14 protein-coding genes are annotated in these 17,179 nt (G+C 73.9%); 9 read left to right on the top strand and 5 right to left on the bottom strand.

Translation table 11 applies throughout. From position 1 onward, the window contains the following. Positions 1 to 59 precede the first annotated feature (59 nt). The 6 genes from recR (at position 60) to DTL70_RS13355 (ending at position 6,214) form a co-directional block, all read left to right on the top strand. Positions 60 to 659 (top strand): recombination mediator RecR, encoded by a 600-nt coding sequence (gene recR, locus DTL70_RS13380; RefSeq protein ID WP_114013963.1) that lies wholly within the window; start codon positions 60 to 62, stop codon positions 657 to 659. A gap of 50 nt (positions 660 to 709) precedes the next feature. Next, on the top strand, positions 710 to 1,378 hold the full coding sequence (locus tag DTL70_RS13375) for a DUF5063 domain-containing protein (RefSeq protein ID WP_114022128.1): 669 nt from the start codon (positions 710 to 712) through the stop codon (positions 1,376 to 1,378). Positions 1,379 to 1,588: 210 nt separating this feature from the next. Next, the gene (locus DTL70_RS13370) at positions 1,589 to 2,869 is read left to right on the top strand and encodes an aspartate kinase (RefSeq protein ID WP_114022127.1); all 1,281 of its coding nucleotides are present in this window, start codon (positions 1,589 to 1,591) and stop codon (positions 2,867 to 2,869) included. A gap of 465 nt (positions 2,870 to 3,334) precedes the next feature. Beyond that, positions 3,335 to 3,910 carry a SigE family RNA polymerase sigma factor gene (locus DTL70_RS13365; protein ID WP_181856251.1) on the top strand — a complete coding sequence of 192 codons (576 nt, stop codon included), beginning with the start codon at positions 3,335 to 3,337 and terminating at the stop codon, positions 3,908 to 3,910. Further along, on the top strand, positions 3,907 to 5,199 hold the full coding sequence (locus tag DTL70_RS13360) for a hypothetical protein (RefSeq protein WP_181860913.1): 1,293 nt from the start codon (positions 3,907 to 3,909) through the stop codon (positions 5,197 to 5,199). Before DTL70_RS13365 ends, DTL70_RS13360 begins: the two co-directional genes overlap by 4 nt. 61 nt (positions 5,200 to 5,260) lie before the next feature. Next, the gene (locus DTL70_RS13355; protein WP_114022126.1) at positions 5,261 to 6,214 is read left to right on the top strand and encodes an SURF1 family protein; all 954 of its coding nucleotides are present in this window, start codon (positions 5,261 to 5,263) and stop codon (positions 6,212 to 6,214) included. On the opposite strand, the gene DTL70_RS13350 is transcribed toward DTL70_RS13355, so the two are convergent. Then, complete coding sequence (locus tag DTL70_RS13350) at positions 6,147 to 7,994, bottom strand: S9 family peptidase (RefSeq protein ID WP_425470359.1); 1,848 nt, start codon at positions 7,992 to 7,994, stop codon at positions 6,147 to 6,149. The genes DTL70_RS13355 and DTL70_RS13350 overlap by 68 nt on opposite strands. 93 nt (positions 7,995 to 8,087) lie before the next feature. Between DTL70_RS13350 and cbiE the strand changes: the two genes are divergently transcribed. Beyond that, positions 8,088 to 9,476 carry a precorrin-6y C5,15-methyltransferase (decarboxylating) subunit CbiE gene (cbiE, locus tag DTL70_RS13345; protein WP_114022125.1) on the top strand — a complete coding sequence of 463 codons (1,389 nt, stop codon included), beginning with the start codon at positions 8,088 to 8,090 and terminating at the stop codon, positions 9,474 to 9,476. Beyond that, complete coding sequence (gene cobM / locus DTL70_RS13340) at positions 9,473 to 10,222, top strand: precorrin-4 C(11)-methyltransferase (RefSeq protein WP_114022124.1); 750 nt, start codon at positions 9,473 to 9,475, stop codon at positions 10,220 to 10,222. Before cbiE ends, cobM begins: the two co-directional genes overlap by 4 nt. Before the next feature lie 83 nt (positions 10,223 to 10,305). Here cobM and DTL70_RS13335 read toward each other — a convergent pair whose 3' ends face one another. Beyond that, positions 10,306 to 11,427 (bottom strand): cobalt-precorrin-5B (C(1))-methyltransferase, encoded by a 1,122-nt coding sequence (locus tag DTL70_RS13335; RefSeq protein ID WP_114022123.1) that lies wholly within the window; start codon positions 11,425 to 11,427, stop codon positions 10,306 to 10,308. Positions 11,428 to 11,555: 128 nt separating this feature from the next. On the opposite strand from DTL70_RS13335, the gene DTL70_RS13330 reads away from it, so the two are divergent. Beyond that, a complete protein-coding gene (locus tag DTL70_RS13330; protein WP_114022122.1) occupies positions 11,556 to 12,317 on the top strand; it encodes a cobalt-precorrin-6A reductase in 762 nt (253 codons plus the stop codon). Between the two features lie 772 nt (positions 12,318 to 13,089). Here the strand turns inward: DTL70_RS13330 and DTL70_RS13325 are convergent. The 3 genes from DTL70_RS13325 to DTL70_RS13315 all read right to left on the bottom strand — a co-directional run bounded on the left by DTL70_RS13325 (position 13,090) and on the right by DTL70_RS13315 (position 17,178). After that, the gene (locus DTL70_RS13325; protein WP_114022121.1) at positions 13,090 to 14,721 is read right to left on the bottom strand and encodes a PH domain-containing protein; all 1,632 of its coding nucleotides are present in this window, start codon (positions 14,719 to 14,721) and stop codon (positions 13,090 to 13,092) included. A 103-nt stretch (positions 14,722 to 14,824) separates the two neighbouring features. Further along, on the bottom strand, positions 14,825 to 16,390 hold the full coding sequence (gene cobJ / locus DTL70_RS13320; protein ID WP_245979354.1) for a precorrin-3B C(17)-methyltransferase: 1,566 nt from the start codon (positions 16,388 to 16,390) through the stop codon (positions 14,825 to 14,827). Between the two features lie 161 nt (positions 16,391 to 16,551). Beyond that, the gene (locus DTL70_RS13315) at positions 16,552 to 17,178 is read right to left on the bottom strand and encodes a precorrin-8X methylmutase (RefSeq protein ID WP_114022120.1); all 627 of its coding nucleotides are present in this window, start codon (positions 17,176 to 17,178) and stop codon (positions 16,552 to 16,554) included. Position 17,179 lies beyond the last annotated feature (1 nt).

The following is a 17,179-nucleotide window of genomic DNA, read 5'->3' as shown; positions in this document are numbered from 1 at the left end:
GAACAAGACCTGCTCGGGATGGGAGAAGCCCGGGCGGCGAGTGCAGGCGGGAGCCATCCGTGTACGAAGGCGTGGTCCAGGACCTGATCGACGAGTTGGGCAGGCTGCCCGGCGTCGGTCCCAAGAGCGCGCAGCGGATCGCTTTCCACATCCTGCAGGCCGAGCCCGCCGACGTGCGGCGGCTCGCCGGCGCGCTGACCGAGGTCAAGGAGAAGGTCAGGTTCTGCGCGGTGTGCGGCAACGTCGCGCAGGAGGAGCAGTGCCGGGTCTGTCTCGATCCGCGCCGTGACCCGTCGGTCATCTGCGTGGTCGAGGAGCCCAAGGACGTCGTCGCGATCGAGCGGACCCGCGAGTTCCGCGGCCGGTACCACGTGCTGGGCGGGGCGATCAGTCCGATCGAGGGTGTCGGGCCCGACGACCTGCGGATCCGGGAGCTGCTGTCCCGCCTCGCGGACGGGACGGTCACCGAGCTGATCCTGGCGACGGACCCGAACCTGGAGGGCGAGGCGACGGCCACCTATCTGGCGCGGATGGTCTCCGCGATGGGACTGAAGGTGACGCGGCTGGCGAGCGGGCTGCCCGTCGGGGGCGACCTGGAGTACGCGGACGAGGTCACCCTGGGGAGGGCCTTCGAGGGAAGGCGGCTCCTCGACGTGTGAGCTCCGACCGTGTGAGCTTTCGAAGTGCGAGCGCAGGGAGAGGTTGCCCGATGTCGGATGCGACGCTGAACGCCATCACCCAGGACCCCGACGACTTCGCGGTCCAGATCAGCGACCAGGTCCACAGCTTCATCGTCTCGGTCGCGGAGGTCGCCAAGGGCGACGAGCCGGACAGCGCCGTGCCCTATCTCCTGCTGGAGGTCTCGCAGCTTCTCCTCGCGGGCGGCCGGCTGGGCGCGCACGAGGACATCGTCCCGGACGAGCGGTACGAGCCGGACGTGGGTCCCGAGCCGGACGTGGACGAGCTGCGGGAGCGGCTCGCCACGCTGCTGGACCCGGTGGACGTCTACTCCGAGGTCTTCGACCCGTACGTGCCGCGCTCGGCGCCCGTCGCGTGCCGGATCTCCGACGACCTCGCCGACATCATCACCGATCTGCGGCACGGGATGGCGCACTACCGCGCGGGCCGGGTGAGCGAGGCCCTGTGGTGGTGGCAGTTCTCCTACCTGTCGAACTGGGGACCGACCGCCTCCGCCGCGCTGCGCGCGCTCCAGTCCCTGGTGGCTCACGTACGGCTGGACAAGCCGCTGGACGAGCTGGACGGTCTGGACACCGACAGCACCGCCGCCGACGAGGACGGCGACGGCTCCCTCGAGGCGGAGGCGGGCGAGGTGATGGCCGCCGAGATCGGCGTCCCCCTGGGCCTCAAGAACGCCTGAGCCGACAGGGCGCGTGCTCGCACGACGGGCCGCGCATCGTGAACAGAGTCACGTTTCCGTGTCATCCGTGGTGCGGCGGGCAGGGGATTCCGCGGACGGGTGTGGAACCTGTCCGGTCGTTACACTGAGCCGATCAGTGGATCCCTTCATTCCGGGCAGCGTCGCGCGGAGCGCCGGGGTCCCGGGAATTGATTCGAGGAGCGAGCACACGTGGGCCTTGTCGTGCAGAAGTACGGCGGCTCCTCCGTTGCCGATGCCGAGGGCATCAAGCGCGTTGCCAAGCGGGTCGTCGAAGCCAAGAAGAACGGCAACCAGGTTGTCGTCGTGGTATCGGCGATGGGTGACACGACGGACGAGCTGATCGACCTCGCCTCAGAGGTGTCTCCGGTCGCCTCCGGGCGCGAGTTCGACATGCTGCTGACCGCCGGAGAGCGGATTTCCATGGCCCTGCTGGCGATGGCGATCAAATCCGCCGGCCACGAGGCGCAGTCGTTCACCGGCAGCCAGGCGGGTCTGATCACCGACTCCGCGCACAACAAGGCGCGGATCATCGACGTCACCCCGGGCCGCATCAAGGACTCGGTGGACGAGGGCAACATCGCCATCGTCGCCGGTTTCCAGGGCGTCTCCCAGGACAGCAAGGACATCACCACGCTGGGCCGCGGTGGTTCGGACACCACCGCTGTGGCGCTGGCGGCGGCGCTGAACGCCGAGGTGTGCGAGATCTACACGGACGTCGACGGTGTCTTCACCGCCGACCCGCGGGTCGTGAAGAAGGCGAAGAAGATCGACCAGATCTCCTTCGAGGACATGCTGGAGCTGGCCTCGTCCGGCTCCAAGGTGCTGCTGCACCGCTGCGTGGAGTACGCGCGCCGCTACAACATCCCGATCCACGTGCGGTCGTCCTTCTCCGGCCTGAAGGGCACGTGGGTCACGACCGAGCAGCCGGACGGGCAAGGGGAAGAGTCGATGGAGCAGGCGATCATCTCGGGTGTGGCACACGACACGTCCGAGGCGAAGGTCACGGTCGTCGGGGTGCCGGACAAGCCGGGCGAGGCCGCGGCGCTCTTCCGCGCCGTCGCGGAGGCGGAGATCAATCTCGACATGGTCGTGCAGAACGTCTCCGCGGCCTCCACCGGGCTGACGGACATCTCCTTCACGCTGCCCAAGGCGGAGGGCAAGAGGGCGATCTCGGCGCTGGAGAAGGCGCAGGGCACCGTCGGCTACGACTCGCTGCGCTACGACGACCAGATCGCGAAGATCTCGCTCGTCGGTGCGGGCATGAAGACCAACCCGGGTGTGACGGCGACGTTCTTCGAGGCGCTGTCCGACGCCGGGGTGAACATCGAGCTGATCTCCACCTCGGAGATCCGCATCTCGGTGGTGACGCGCGAGGAGTCCGTGGGCGACGCCGTCTGCGCCGTCCACTCGGCCTTCGGGCTGGACAGTGACACGGACGAGGCCGTGGTCTACGGCGGCACGGGACGCTGACCGCTGTGGCTGTGGCCTGTCCGGGGGTCTCGCCGGGTAGGGGCTGTCCCTGACCGTGCGTCGCAGGCTGCGGGTGCTCCGTGGCGTGGCGCCCAGTTCCCCGCGCCCCTTCGGGGCGCGCCCCCCCTGGCCACGGCGGCATCCGCTGACGGAGAATGACGCTCCCCGTCCCCTGCAACCGGCAGGCGGCGGGGAGCGTCTTTGTTCCCTCCGGGCCGCGTCACGGCCGCACTGGGGGCGTGCGGCAGGCGGTCGGGAGAACCGGAGGCGGACGGGGTGTACTTGACGACCGAGAGATGTATGTATGACGGCATGTGGTGTGTTTTCCCGCACAGTGCCTGTCGCGTACAACCCTGACGGGGGGAAACGTGTCAAACAGGCGTGGCAGAGGTACTCGGAATCGCAACGGCCCCTGGTCGACCCGGACCCACACCGCGCGCCGCTGGGCTGCCGGTGGGCGGAGGCATGCCGGTGATCGCGCCCTGGCCTGCCGCGCGGCCCGCACGCCCGCTCGCCCAGCGTGGGGACGCTGACGAGGCAATGGCACCGGGCACCACAGTCGATCACCTGACCGAGACCTACCGCGCCCACTACAAGTCCCTGCTCGGGCTCGCGGCGCTCCTGCTCGATGACACCGCCTCCTGCGAGGACGTCGTGCAGGAGGCGTTCATCCGCGTGCACTCCGCGCGCAAACGCGTCCGCGACCCCGAGAAGACCCTCGCCTACCTCAGGCAGACGGTCGTGAACCTCTCCCGCTCCGCGCTGCGCCGCCGCATCCTCGGGCTGAAGCTGCTCTCCAAGCCGATGCCCGACATGGCGAGCGCCGAGGAGGGGGCTTACGAACAGCTCGAACGGGATCAGTTGATACAGGCGATGCGCGGCTTGCAGCGGCGCCAGCGTGAGGTGCTGGTGCTGCGGTACTTCGCCGACATGACCGAGGCTCAGGTGGCCGAGGTGCTCGGACTCTCGCTCGGCTCGGTGAAGGCGTACGGTTCGCGCGGTATCGCCGCGCTGCGCACCGCCATGGAGGCGGCGTCATGAGTGAGGGCAGGGAGCCCCGCGAGGAGAGAACGCCCGGGCAGGACACGCCTTCGGGGGAGCAGGCCTCCTCCGAGGAGCGGGCCTTCCCGGGAGGGCAGTCGTCCCCGGAGGGGAAGTCCTCTCCGGAGGGGCACTCGTCTCCGGCGGAGAAGGCGTCACCAGGAGAGCAGGCTTCCCCCGGTGAGGGGGCGGCGTCCGGAAAAGGGGCTACCGGGGCCGCCGGAGCCGGCGACGCCGGTCAGGGCGGACCGCCGGGGGACGAGGAAGCGCTGCGCCGCCTCCTGCAGGCCAGCGTCCGCGATCTCGACCCCTCTTCCGAGAGCCTCGACCGCACCCTCGACCACCTGCGTCATGCCGTACCCGCGCGGCGGGCGCACCGCCGTCAGGCGTGGGTCGGCGGGGTGGCGGCGGCGCTGGTCGCCGCGGTCGGCGTGCCCGCGCTCTTCTACGGCGGTGTCGTCCCCGGCGGTGGTGACGACGACCATCCGGTGACCGCGGCCAGTACCCACGGCCAGACGCGGGGGCCCGAGGCCGGTACGGGTTCGGGAGGCGGCAAGGGCGGCGAGAAGCACGGCGGCGGCGAGGACAGGGACGAGGACGAGAGCGGGAAGGGCGGCGGAAGCGCCCACCCCTCACCCTCGGGGCCCGGCACCAGCGGCCCGGGGCCCGACGAGACGCTGAGCGCCAGCGCGCCGGTCTGCGGCAGCGATCAGCTCGGGCGGGGCTCCGCGCGGTCGGGGGCGCCCGACGGCGCGGGCACCATCTACGGCAGCTTCCGCGTGTCCAACGTCTCCAAGGACACCTGCACGGTGGAGGGCGAGGGCTTCGTCGGTGCCTCCGTGCAGGGCGGCGCGCGGGGCCGGGTGACGGTCGTCGATCACACGAGTGGCGACGCGGCACCCGGGCTGGGCGATCCGGCTGTCGCGCGCGACGAGGTGGTGCTCCAGCCAGGGCAGGCGTACGTGGTGAAGTTCGCGTTCGTGCCCGGCGGCGGCTGCGGGGGCGGTACCCCGACACCGCAGGGCGGGCGGTACGAGGGCGATCCCTCGGGCGGTCCCGACGCGGGCCCTGGCGACGGCGGCCAGGGCAACGGCGGCGGTGACGGCGGCGGTGGCGGTACCGGGACGCCCGGCGAGGGCGACGGCGGTGGCGGTGACACCGGCGGGGGCGGCAGCGACGTCGTCGTCTCCCACACGCCCGAGGGCGGTGCTCCCATAGCCAACACCCGTCTCGCCGACACGTGCGCGGGCGGCACGCTCTACCGCACGGGCGTCATCCCCCAGAGCTGAGCCGGTCTGCTTCGGCCCCCTCCCCGAACGGGCGTGTTCCGCCGGGGCGTACCGTGAGGGGGTGTACCGGTTCCTGCTGACCCCGCGCTGGTGGGGGATCAACATCTTCGCCGTTCTGGCGATTCCGGTGTGTCTGTTCATGGGCAGCTGGCAGCTGAGCCGGTTCGACGACCGGGTGGACCGCCACCACGAGCAGCAGGAGCAGTCGCGCAGCGCCGCGCACGCCAAGGCGCGTCCGCTCGCCTCCCTGCTGCCGGTGACGGAGGACACCGTCGGGCACACCGCGAAGGTGACGGGGCGGTTCGACGCGGAGCACCCGCTGCTCGTCCCGGACCGTACCGTCAAGGGCGAGCGGGGCTTCTACGTGCTCTCGCTGCTGCGTACCGACGACACCGAGGACGGCAAGGCGCTCCCGGTGGTGCGGGGCTGGCTTCCGGGCAGCCCGGATCCCGCGCGGGTGCCGGCGCCGCCGAAGGGCGAGGTGACCGTCCGCGGCGCGCTCCAGGCGTCCGAGTCCCAGAACGACGCGGGTGACCGGGCCTCGGGGGCGCTCCCGCGCAACCAGCTCGGTTTCATCAACGCCTCCGCGCTCGTCAACATCGTGCCGTACGGCGTGGAGGGGGCCTGGCTCACCGAGCAGCGGACGCTGAAGCCGCTGAAGCCGGTGCCGCCGGCCGCGCCCGCGGGCACGGGGCTCGACATGAAGGCGTTCCAGAACCTGGGCTACACGGCGCAGTGGTTCGTCTTCGCCGGGTTCGTGGTCTTCATGTGGTTCCGCTTCTTCCGGCGCGAGGCGGAGATGGCCAAGGACGCGGCCCTCGGCCTCCTCCCGGAGGGGGAGTCCCCCCAGGAGGAGACCGGCCCCCAGGAGGAGACCGGCCCGGCCGACGGAGACGACCGGGCCGACGGCGATGGCCGGGACGGCGGGGACGACCCCGCCGACGGGGTCACGCGGGCCGGAACCCCGGCGTCGTCGCCGGAAGGTGCCGGGTCGCGAAGTCGATCTCCAGCCTGACCTGTTTGATCCGCTCCTCGACGACGAGCGAGCCGTGCCCCGCGTCGTAGCGGTACACCTCGTGCGGGTGGTCGCGCTCCTCCAGCCTTCCCACGTAGTTCTCGACCTGCCGGATGGGGCAGCGGGGGTCGTTGACCCCGGCGGAGATGTAGACGGGCGCGCGGACCTTCTCGACGTACGTCAGCGGTGAGGACGCCTCGAACCGCTCGGGGACCTCCTCGGGGGTGCCGCCGAGCAGTGTGCGGTCCATCGACTTCAGCGCCTCCATCTCGTCGTGGTAGGCGGTGACGTAGTCGGCCACGGGGACGGCGGCCAGGCCGAGCGCCCACACCTCCGGCTGCGTACCGAGCCCGAGCAGGGTGAGGTAGCCGCCCCAGGAGCCGCCGGCCAGCACGAGCCTGTCGGGGTCGGCGAGACCGGAGTCGACGGCCCAGGCCCGTACCGCGTCGACGTCCTCCAGCTCGATCAGGCCGACCCGGTGCTTGAGCGCGTCGGTCCACGCCCGGCCGTAGCCCGTGGAGCCGCGGTAGTTGACCCGTACGACGGCGAAGCCGTGGTCGACCCAGGCGGCGGGCTGGCCGGCGAAGGAGTCCGTGTCGTGGTGGGTGGGCCCGCCGTGCACCTCGAAGACGGTGGGGAAGGGGCCCTGCCCCGCCGGCTTCTGGACGAGGGCGTGGACGGTCCCGCCAGGGCCCTCCACCCAGGCGTCCTCGACGGGGACGGACCCCGGTGCCTTCGTCCCGGGCGGGTCGAGCACCCTCGCGCCGCTGGTGGAGCGGACCTGCGGCGGCTGGGCGGCCGACGACCACAGGAACTCGACGGTGCCGTCGGGACGCGCGGTGGCGCCCATCACGGAGCCCGCCGGGGTGTCGATGCGGGTGCGCTCGCCGCTTGCCAGGTCGTACCTGAACAGTTCGTCGCGGGCCTGGTGGCTGTGCACGACCAGCAGCGCCGAGGCGTCCGGATACCACTCGGCGGAGAGGTCTCCGGGCAGGTCGAGGGTGAGCTCGCGGGTGGTGCCGGCCGACGGGTCCCAGATCATCGGCTCCCACCGGCCGTGCCGCTGGTGGCCGATCAGGAGCCGGGAGTCGCCGTCCACGGGGGCGAACCCGAGCACGGTGAGGCCGAGTTCCTTCGTGCCGCCCTCGCTGTCGTCGAGCTCGGCGACGGTCGAGCCGTCGGGGCGCACGACGCGCAGCGCCGAGTGCATGGCGTCCCCGTGCTCGGTGTGCTCGATGACCAGCAGGGTGCCGTCGTGCGAGAGGTCGCCGACACCGGCGGACTCGCTGTGCCGGTAGATCTCGACGGGGGCGGGGGAGCCGGGGCGCTGGAGGTGGATCGTGGAGCCGTCCTCGTCGGTGGAGCGGCCGACGGCGACGGTGCCGTCCCTGCCGAGGGCCAGCCCCGCCGGGTAGGAGGGGTCGAGTCCCTCGACGGCGCGGGTGTCGGGGCCGCCGGCGAAGGGCTGGCGCATCCAGACGCCGAACTCGTCGCCGTCGGTGTCGGAGAACCACCAGATCCACGCGCCGTCCGGCGTCAGGGTGCCGTCGGTCGTCCCGTTGGGGCGGTCGGTGACCTGCCGCTGTTCGCCGGTGGTCCGGTCCCAGGCGTACAGCTCGAACGTGCCTGTCGCGTTCGAGATGAACAGCGACCGTTCCGGTGCGTCCTCGGCCCACTCGGGCAGCGAGACGCGCGGCGCCCGGAACCGCTTCTCCCAGTCGGGCATGGCCTGGTCAGGCGTGTCCTGGGCGGACTGGTCGGGCGATGCGTTTCGATCCATGCGCTCCATTGTGGACCGGGCCCCGCGGCCGCGGTGCGGGGAGCGGACAGTAGGGTGCCAGCCGTCCCCTGTTCGAAAGACCGAGGTGCCGTCGTGACGTCCCCCACCGCCCCCCGCGACGTCGCCGCGCCCTCCGCGTTGACGGTCGTCGGGATCGGCGCCGACGGGTGGGCCGGGCTGCCCGAGCTCTCCCGTGAGGCGCTGCGCGGGGCCGAGGTGCTGATCGGCGGCGCCCGGCAGCTGGCGCTGCTGCCCGCCGTGTGCGCGGGGGAGCGGGTGCCGTGGCCGTCGCCGCTGCGCACCGGTGTGCCCGGGCTGCTGGCCGCGCACGCGGGGCGCCGCGTCGCGGTGCCGGCGAGCGGCGACCCGACCTTCTACGGCATCGCCCGCACCCTGCGCGAGGTCCTCGGCACGGTTCCCCGCGTGCTGCCGCATCCCTCCTCCGTGGCGTACGCCTGCGCCCGGCTGGGCTGGGCGCAGGAGGAGTGCGAGGTCGTCAGCGCGGTGGGCCGCCCGCTGGCACGCCTGTCGGCGCTACTGCACCACGGGCGGCGCCTGCTGGTGCTCAGCGCGGGGGCGCACACGCCCGGCGAGGTCGCGGCGCTGCTGCGGGAGCGGGGGTTCGGCGCCAGCCCGGTGCGGGTGCTCGAACAGCTCGGTGGGGACGGCGAACGCGTGGTCGAGGGGACGGCGCTGACCTGGTCGGCTCCGCCCGGCGACCCCCTCAACGTCGTCGCGGTCGAGTGCGTCCGCGGCCCCGGCGACGGCGCCTCGGGCGTGCCCAGGCTCGGCGCCGTACCCGGGCTGCCGGACGAGGCGTACGAGCACGACGGGCAGCTCACCAAGCGCCATGTGCGCGCGGCGACACTCGCCGCGCTGGCGCCCGCACCCGGCGAACTCCTGTGGGACGTGGGCGGCGGCGCAGGCTCGATCGCGGTGGAGTGGATGCGCGCCCACCCGGCGTGCCGCGCGGTCACCGTGGAGCGGAACGCGGCGCGCGCGGACCGGATAGCCCGCAACGCCGAGCGGCTCGGGGTGCCCGGGCTGCGGGTCGTGACCGGGGCCGCCCCCTCCGCGCTCGCCGCACTGCCCGCCCCCGACGCGGTGTTCATCGGCGGCGGCCTGACCGCGCCGGGCCTGCTGGAGTCCTGCTGGCGCGCGTTGCCGCCGGGCGGGCGGCTGGTCGCCAACACCGTCACCCTCGAATCCGAGGCACTGCTGGTGGACTGGTACCGCAGGCACGGCGGCGAGCTGGTGCGCCTCGGCGTCTCGCACGGGGTGCCGGTCGGCGGCTTCACCGGGTGGCGGCAGGCGATGCCGGTGACGCAGTGGGCGGTGTGCAAGCCCTCCGGCGGCGAGGGGGCGGGCGCGGCACCCGATGTCGCGAGTGCCGACGTGTCCGCAGCTGCGGCGGACACGTCCGATGTGGTGGAACGCACGTCTGATGTGCGGGGAGGCGATGTGGTGGGAGACAAGAGATGACCGTGTACTTCATCGGCGCGGGACCCGGCGCCGCCGACCTGATCACGGTGCGCGGCGCCCGCACGCTCGCCGCCTGCGGGGTGTGCCTGTACGCGGGCAGCCTGGTGCCGCGCGAACTGCTCGCCGAGTGCCCGCCACACGCGCGGCTGGTCGACACCGCCGAGCTCGACCTGGACGCCATCACCGGCGAAATGGCCGCGGCACACGCCGCAGGGCACGACGTGGCGCGGCTGCACTCGGGCGACCCGTCCGTCTTCAGCGCCGTCGCCGAGCAGATGCGCCGGCTGGACGCGGCCGGGGTGGACTACCAGGTCGTGCCCGGAGTGCCCGCGTTCGCGGCGGCGGCCGCCGCGCTGGGCCGCGAGCTGACCGTGCCGACCGTCGGGCAGACGGTGGTGCTCACCCGCATCGCGCGGCAGGCCACGCCCATGCCGGACGGCGAGGACCTGGCCACACTCGGCCGCAGCGGCGCGCTGCTCGTGCTGCACCTGGCGGCGCGGTACGCCGAGGAGGTCGTCGCCGAACTCGTGCCGCACTACGGCTCCGACTGCCCGGCGGCTGTGGTCGCCTTCGCCAGCCGCCCCGACGAGCTGGTACTGCGGGGCACGCTGGCGGACATCGCCGAGCAGGTGAGGGCGGCGGGCGTCAGCAGGACGGCCGTCATCCTCGTGGGCCGTACGCTCGCCGCCGCGCACTTCCGCGACAGCCACCTGTACTCGGCGGAGCGGGACCGGCACGTGTGCTGACCGACCGGGCGGCGACGGCGACACGGGGGCCCGCACGGAGGAGCGTGCGGGTACGGGTGCCGGGGGGTGCGGCGCCGCGGGGATCAGCGGACGGTGCTGCGTCCCACCACGGTCCCCGCGCGGTCGATGCAGACGACGTCGACCCGTACCGGGGCGCCGCGCAGCACCGCGAGCGCCTCCTCGCGTGCAGTCCGCGCCACCAGGTCGCCGAGGGGGACCCCGGCCGCCTCGCACGAACGCAGCGCCGCCAGTCCCGTGTTGGCCTCGGCGACCTCGCGGGCGAGTTCCTCGTCCCCGCCGCCTTGCCGGGCCAGCTCGGCGAGGAAGCCCTTGTCCACCTGGGAGCGTTTGGAGTGCAGATCCAGGTGCCCGGCAGCCAGCTTGGAGAGTTTGGCGAAGCCGCCGCAGAGCGTGAGCCGGTCCACCGGGTGGCGGCGCACGTACTTCAGGACGGCGCCGGCGAAGTCGCCCATGTCCAGCAGCGCGTCGTCGGGCAGCCCGTACTCGGCGACCACCGTGCGCTCCGACGTCGACCCCGTGCACCCGGCCACATGGGTGCGGCCCGCGGCCCGCGCCACGTCCACCCCGCGCCGGATCGAGTCGATCCACGCCGAGCACGAGTACGGCACCACGATGCCCGTGGTCCCCAGGATGGACAGCCCGCCGAGGATGCCCAGCCGCGGGTTCCAGGTGGAGCGGGCGATCTCCTCGCCGCCTTCGACCGCGAGGGTGATCTCCACATCGCCGCTGCCGCCGTGTTCCGCCGCCACCCGGGCCGCGTGCTCCCGCATCAACTGCCGCGGTACGGGGTTGACGGCGGGCTCGCCCACCTCCAGGGGGAGTCCCGGGCGGGTGACGGTGCCCACCCCGGGGCCCGCCCGGAAGACGACGCCCGCCCCGGCGGGCAGCGCGCGGACGGTGGCGCGGACGACGGCGCCGTGGGTGACGTCCGGATCGTCGCCCGCGTCCTTGACCACGGCGGCCGTCGCCCACTCACCGCCCGTGTCCAGCTGTTCGTACGCCAGGGCGAACGCAGGGCGCTCGCCCTTGGGGAGAGTGATCGTCACCGGGTCGGGGAAGTCGCCGGTGAGCAGCGCGGTGCAGGCGGCCGTCGTCGCCGCCGTCGCACAGGCGCCGGTCGTCCAGCCGGGCCGCAGCCCCGTCCGTTCCAGCTGGGCGCCGCGCCCGCCCTTCGCCTCGCCCATGTCGCCTCGCTACTCACCGAAGTCGTCGTTCCCTCAGATCACCGCCGCGGCGGGTGCCGCCCACACGAGACGGCACCCGCACCCGCGTCACCCGCACCCCGCGTCACCCACCCGAGGAGCCCTTCCCCGTGCACGTACTGATTCTGGGCGGTACGACCGAGGGCAGGCGGCTGGCGGAGCTGCTGCACACCGCGCGGCCGCGGGCCCGGGTCACCAGCTCGCTGGCGGGCCGGGTGGCGGGGCCCCGGCTGCCGGGCGGCGGCGCGGTGCGGATCGGCGGCTTCGGAGGCGTCGAGGGGCTGACGGCGTGGCTGCGGGACCACCGTGTCGACCTCCTCATCGACGCCACCCATCCCTTCGCCGAGACGATCAGTTTCCACGCGGCCGAGGCCGCGGCCGCAGCCCATGTTCCCCTGCTCGCCCTCCGCCGCCCCGGCTGGGTCCCCACCGCGGGCGACGACTGGCACGAGGCCGCCTCGCTGAAGGCCGCCGCCGCCACCCTCCCGCGCCTGGGGCGGCGCGTGTTCCTGACGACCGGACGGCTGGGCCTGAGCAGCTTCGCCGGCCCCGGCACCGACCGGCTGTGGTTCCTGGCCCGCTCCGTGGACCCGCCCGCGCCGGGGACGCCCCTCCCGGCGCGGACACACCTGCTCCTCGAGCGCGGACCCTTCACGCTGGAAGGCGAACGCGAGGTGCTCCGCAGCCACCGCATCGACGTCCTGGTGACGAAGGACAGCGGCGGCGCCGCGACGGCGCCGAAACTGGCGGCGGCACGGGAGAGGGGCATCCCGGTCGTCGTGGTCCGCCGCCCGCCCGTGCCGGACGGCGTGCGGGTGGTGAGCAGCCCCGAACAGGCCGTGGAGGCGGTCCCGGTTCCCGGTTCCCGGTGAGGCGCCGGGGCGTGTGACGCGTAGGGGCACGGCGCCCTGGGCGGTGAAGGGAGGGGCTGCGCCGGGACGGACGTGGCGCACGGCGGGGCGGCACCGCCCGTGACGGCGGTGCCGGGAGGAACGGTGTTGCCGGGTGTGACGGCGGTGCCGCGGATGTGGCGGCGGAGACGCCGCTGGAGACCTGAGGGAGGCGGCGGGTCAGCTGCCCGGTGCCGGTGCCGGTGCCGGTGCCGGTGCCGGGTGCCGACGCGCCCCAGTGCCGTTCCGTCTTCTCGTCCAGTGCCGCTCGCGGGCTGTCCTCCGCCACCAGGGCGCCCCTCGGCGGCCGCCGGGTGCAGCGCGGTGGGTGTGCCGTGCGGGTAGGGGCGGAGGACGAACCGTCCGTCATGCCAGTAGCAGGTGAGGGCAGCGAGAACGGCGACAGCGCATGAGCGCTCCGGAGGGCGGGCGCGGAACAGGGCCGGGCCCTGGAGGTTGCCCGGCCCTGTTCCGCCGCTCACCTGGCGTGGTACCACCACCAGATGAAGGGGCACTTGGTGTCCCGGGCGCGGTCGGCCCGGACCACCGCCTCGGCGTTCAGGGAGATCTTCCGCGTCGCACGTCACCTCCCTTCCTTCTCTCTTGTCCGCTTTGTTCTCCGCGGGAGGCGTCTCGAAAAGGCCAACCGGCCGAAATCAGTCGAACCAGTGGGACGGAGGTGAGAGCGCGTGTGCGGCGCGTGCGGGGCGCGGAGGGAGCGGGGGTTGCGCGTACGGGGGCGCGACGAGAGGCCCTAGCCGACCCCGGGCGCTCCCGTTCCGGTCATCCGGCCCCTGTCCGCCGTCAGTTCGCGGACGAGGCGTGCCAGGTCGGCCGGGGCGGCGGCGAGGCGCACAGGCGTGCCCGCGTCGTCCAGCTCGGCGACGTGCCAGCCGCGGGGCACCGTGTCGCCGTCGTCGCCCCGCGCCCGCCGCACCCTCGTGACGGCGAGCCGCTCGACGGGGATGTTCTTCGCCGCGAACCGGCCGGGGCCCGAGTGCGGCGTCACCGCGGGCGGGCCGCCATCCCCGAGGGCGATGTGCGTGCCGAAGTGGTGCGGGTTGTAGTCGGTGTGCTCCAGGAACCGCGCGGCCAGGAACACGTCGCCGGACTCGCTGCGCCTGTTTCCTTGACCCCCTTCGTTCTCTTCACCCGTCTCCTCCGGGCTCCGGGTGCGGGTCGCCCGCCATGCCCAGGCGAACAGGGCCGACGTGACCAGGAAGCCGGCCGCCGCCCACGCCAGCGCCTCCGGAGCGAACGGGGATGTCGGGTGGAGGTAGCAGAGCGGCAGCAGCCACAGGGCCGTGCCGCACAGCGCGCCCACGAATGGGGCGACCGAGGGCAGGACGTCGTCGTCGGGCAGCCGGCGCGCGCGCAGGCGCAGCAGTACCCGGGCGGCGGGCCAGCCCGCGGCCAGGGCGAACGCGGCCGCGACGACGGCCACGTCCTTGGCGGGCGTGACGTGCTCACGCCACACCTCGTGCTCTCCTGCGACCTCCCGTATCTCGCGGTGCCACAGGGTCACTTCGACCTCGTCCCCCGGTTCGAAGCCCGTGGCGGCCTCCCGCGAGACGGCCAGCCGCTGCACGGGGCGGTCGTCGGCGAAGTACAGCCAGCTGTGCTGCCGGGGCCGGTGCGCCTCGGTCCGGTCGATGACGGCCGGCACCGTGGTCAGGCACGCGGCACGCTCGGCGGCGGGCGTCGTGGAGGTGCACGCGACGGCCGACGTCCAGTCCTGTTCGTGCGAGGCGGTCGCCGGCACCCACCACGCGGCCACGCCGGCACAGGCGAGCAGCACCGCGCACAGCGCCACCGATCCGGCCACCGGGTGCCCCGCGGTGCGCTGCGAGACGACGGGGAGGTGGCTCGTCGCGGGGGTGCCGAAACGGTGGTGCAGCGCGCGCAGTGCTTCCAGCGTCGCGTCGAAGTCCGCGGTGCCGGACGTGCCGTCGGTGCTGCCGGTGTCACCGGCCCCGCCGGCGTACGGCAGGGGGAGGAGCCGCTTGCGGCCGTCGTGCAGTACCAGGCCGACCCGGCGGATGTCCCGGTACCGGTGGTTGCCCTGGTACTTCAGCCGCACGTGCAGGTCGGCGATGTCGCTCCACGGCACACTGCGGCGCCGCAGCAGCGTGCGGGAGTGCAGGCCGTACGCGTCGGCGCGCAGCCGGGCGGTCGCCCCGTGGAGGGCCGGGAGGCCCACCAGCGCCAACAGCAGGCCGGCGGCGCCGAGCCACACGGCCATGGCCTCGCTCAGCAGCGTGCCCCCGTACCCCAGGTACACCACGGCCGAGACCGCCCCCACCGCCCCCACCGCGCCCAGGCCGGCGAAGAACCACAGGGCGCGCTCGTGGGGAGGGCGGCAGAACACCTCCCGCGTTTCACTCATACCCGGCATCATGCCGTCGCCGGGGCTTGAGCGCTTGTGCGGTGTGCGGCAACGTACGGGCCCCTGTCGTTGCCGAGGCCGCACCACAGGGGGCGCGCGGCGCTCACGCCTCCGCGTGCTGCTCGGGTTCCGGGTAGCGGCGCGGGGTCCACACGCTCGTCCGCGCCCCGTCCGTCCGCGCCCCGTCCGTCCGCTGCCCGTCCGTCCGCTGCCCGTCCGTCCGCGCCCGCGTCTGCGAGGAACCGACGATCAGCAGGGTGCGCATGTCGACCTGCGCGGGGTCGAGTTCCGCCAGGCGCACGACGTGCACCCGCTCCCCCTCGCCGCCCACGTCGCGGGCGACGACGACCGGCGTGTCCGGTGCCCGGTGCTCCAGCAGCACCTCGCGCGCCTTGCCGACCTGCCAGGTACGGTCTCTGGACCCCGGGTTGTAGAGGGCGACCACCAGATCGGCCGCGGCGGCGGCCCGCAGGCGCTCCGCGATGACCTCCCACGGCTTGAGCCGGTCCGAGAGGGAGAGGACGGCGTAGTCGTGGCCCAGCGGCGCACCCACGCGGGCCGCCGCCGCGTTGGCGGCCGTCACACCCGGCAGCACGCGTACCGGCACCTCGGTGTACGGCGCCTCGGAGGCCGCCTCCACCACCGCCGTCGCCATGGCGAACACTCCCGGGTCACCGCCCGAGACGACGGCCACCCGACGTCCCCGCCGGGCCAGTTCCAGGGCGAACTCGGCGCGCTCGGCCTCCACCCGGTTGTCGGAACCGTGGCGGCGCTGGCCGTCGTGGCGGGGGATCCGGTCGAGGTAGGTGGTGTAGCCGACGAGGTCGTCGGCGGCGGCCAGCGCGCCCCGCGTCTCGGGCGTCAGCCACAGCGGCCCGGCGGGTCCGGTACCGACGACCACGACCTCACCGGCCGCGCCGACGCCCTCGGCTTCGCCTCCCCCAGCGGCATCGGCTTCGGTCTCGGCTTCGGCTTCGGCTTCGGCAGCACGGGACGCGTGCGCGCCCACCTTGCTGGGGAGGACCGCCACCGAGAAGTACGGCACCGAGTCGGCGTCCACGTCCGCCACCAGCCCGGTGCGCTCCCCCTCCATGGTGGCGCGCTCGACGTAGCGGGCCTCGGCCAGCCGGCCCGAACGCTCCAGTGCCCGCCGCACCTTGGGGAAGGTACGGCCCAGTTTCATCACGGCCACCGCGTCGCTGGAGGCGAGCCGTGCGGTCAGTTCCTCCTCGGGCAGCGTGCCCGGCAGGACGGTCAGCGCCTCCTCGGCCTCCGACAGCGGCGTGCCGAGACGGGCCGCCGCCGCGCTGACGGAGGTCACGCCAGGGATGACCTCCGTCGGGAAGCGGTGGGCCAGCCGCTTGTGCATGTGCATGTAGGAGCCGTAGAAGAGGGGATCGCCCTCGGCCAGCACGGCGACGGTCCGTCCCGCCTCCAGGTGCGCGGCCAGCCGTGCGGAGGCCTCCGCGTAGAACTCCTCCAGCGCGCCCCGGTATCCGCCCGGGTGGTCGGTGGACTCGGTCGTGACCGGGTAGACCAGCGCCTCCTCCACCTGGCCGGCGCGCAGGTACCGGGAGGCGATGGACCGGGCGATCGAGCGGCCGTGCCGGGCACTGTGGTAGGCGACGACGTCCGCTTCGGCGATCGCCTCGACGGCCCGTACGGTCATCAACGACGGGTCGCCGGGGCCGAGTCCGACGCCGAGCAGCCGCCCGGTGCCGGCGGCGTGTGCGCCGCTCGTCTTGCCGTTCCCGGCTTCCGGCGGCGCTGTCGGCGCCGCGTGCGGCGGGGCGGGCTCCTGGCGGGGGTCGTCCGGGCTCGTCACCGGGCTCACTCCTCCTCGCTGGCGATGGCGTTCAGCGCGGCCACGGCCAGGGCGCTGCCGCCCCGCCGTCCGTGCACGATCAGGTGGTCGAGCCCCGAGGGATGCTCGGCCAGTGCCTGCTTCGACTCGACCGCGCCGACGAAGCCGACGGGCACCCCGATCACCGCGGCGGGCCGCGGTGCGCCCTCCGCGACCATCTCCAGGAGCCTGAACAGCGCGGTGGGCGCGTTGCCGACGGCGACGACCGAGCCCTCCAGTCTGTCCCGCCACAGTTCGAGGGCCGCCGCGGTGCGTGTCGTGCCCAGCTCGGCCGCGAGAGCGGGGACGCGCGGATCGGCGAGGGTGCAGACCACCTCGTTGTCGGCCGGCAGCCGCCTGCGGGTGACACCACTGGCGATCATGGCGACGTCGCACAGGATGGGCGCTCCCGCGCGCAGCGCGGCGCGGGCCCGTGCGACGGCCTCGGGCGTGTGGGCGAGGTCGCGTACGAGGTCGACCATGCCGCAGGCGTGGATCATGCGCACCGCGACCTGGGCGACGTCGGCGGGCAGCCCCGCCAGATCCGCCTCGGCGCGGATGGTGGCAAAGGACTGCCGGTAGATGGCAGCGCCGTCCTTCTCGTACTCGAACACT

The organism is Streptomyces diacarni, assembly GCF_003323715.1.
In the GTDB taxonomy this organism is placed as follows: domain Bacteria; phylum Actinomycetota; class Actinomycetes; order Streptomycetales; family Streptomycetaceae; genus Streptomyces; species Streptomyces diacarni.
The sequence above is the reverse complement of the archived record's forward strand: the minus strand, read 5'-3'. Positions and strand labels throughout refer to the sequence as shown.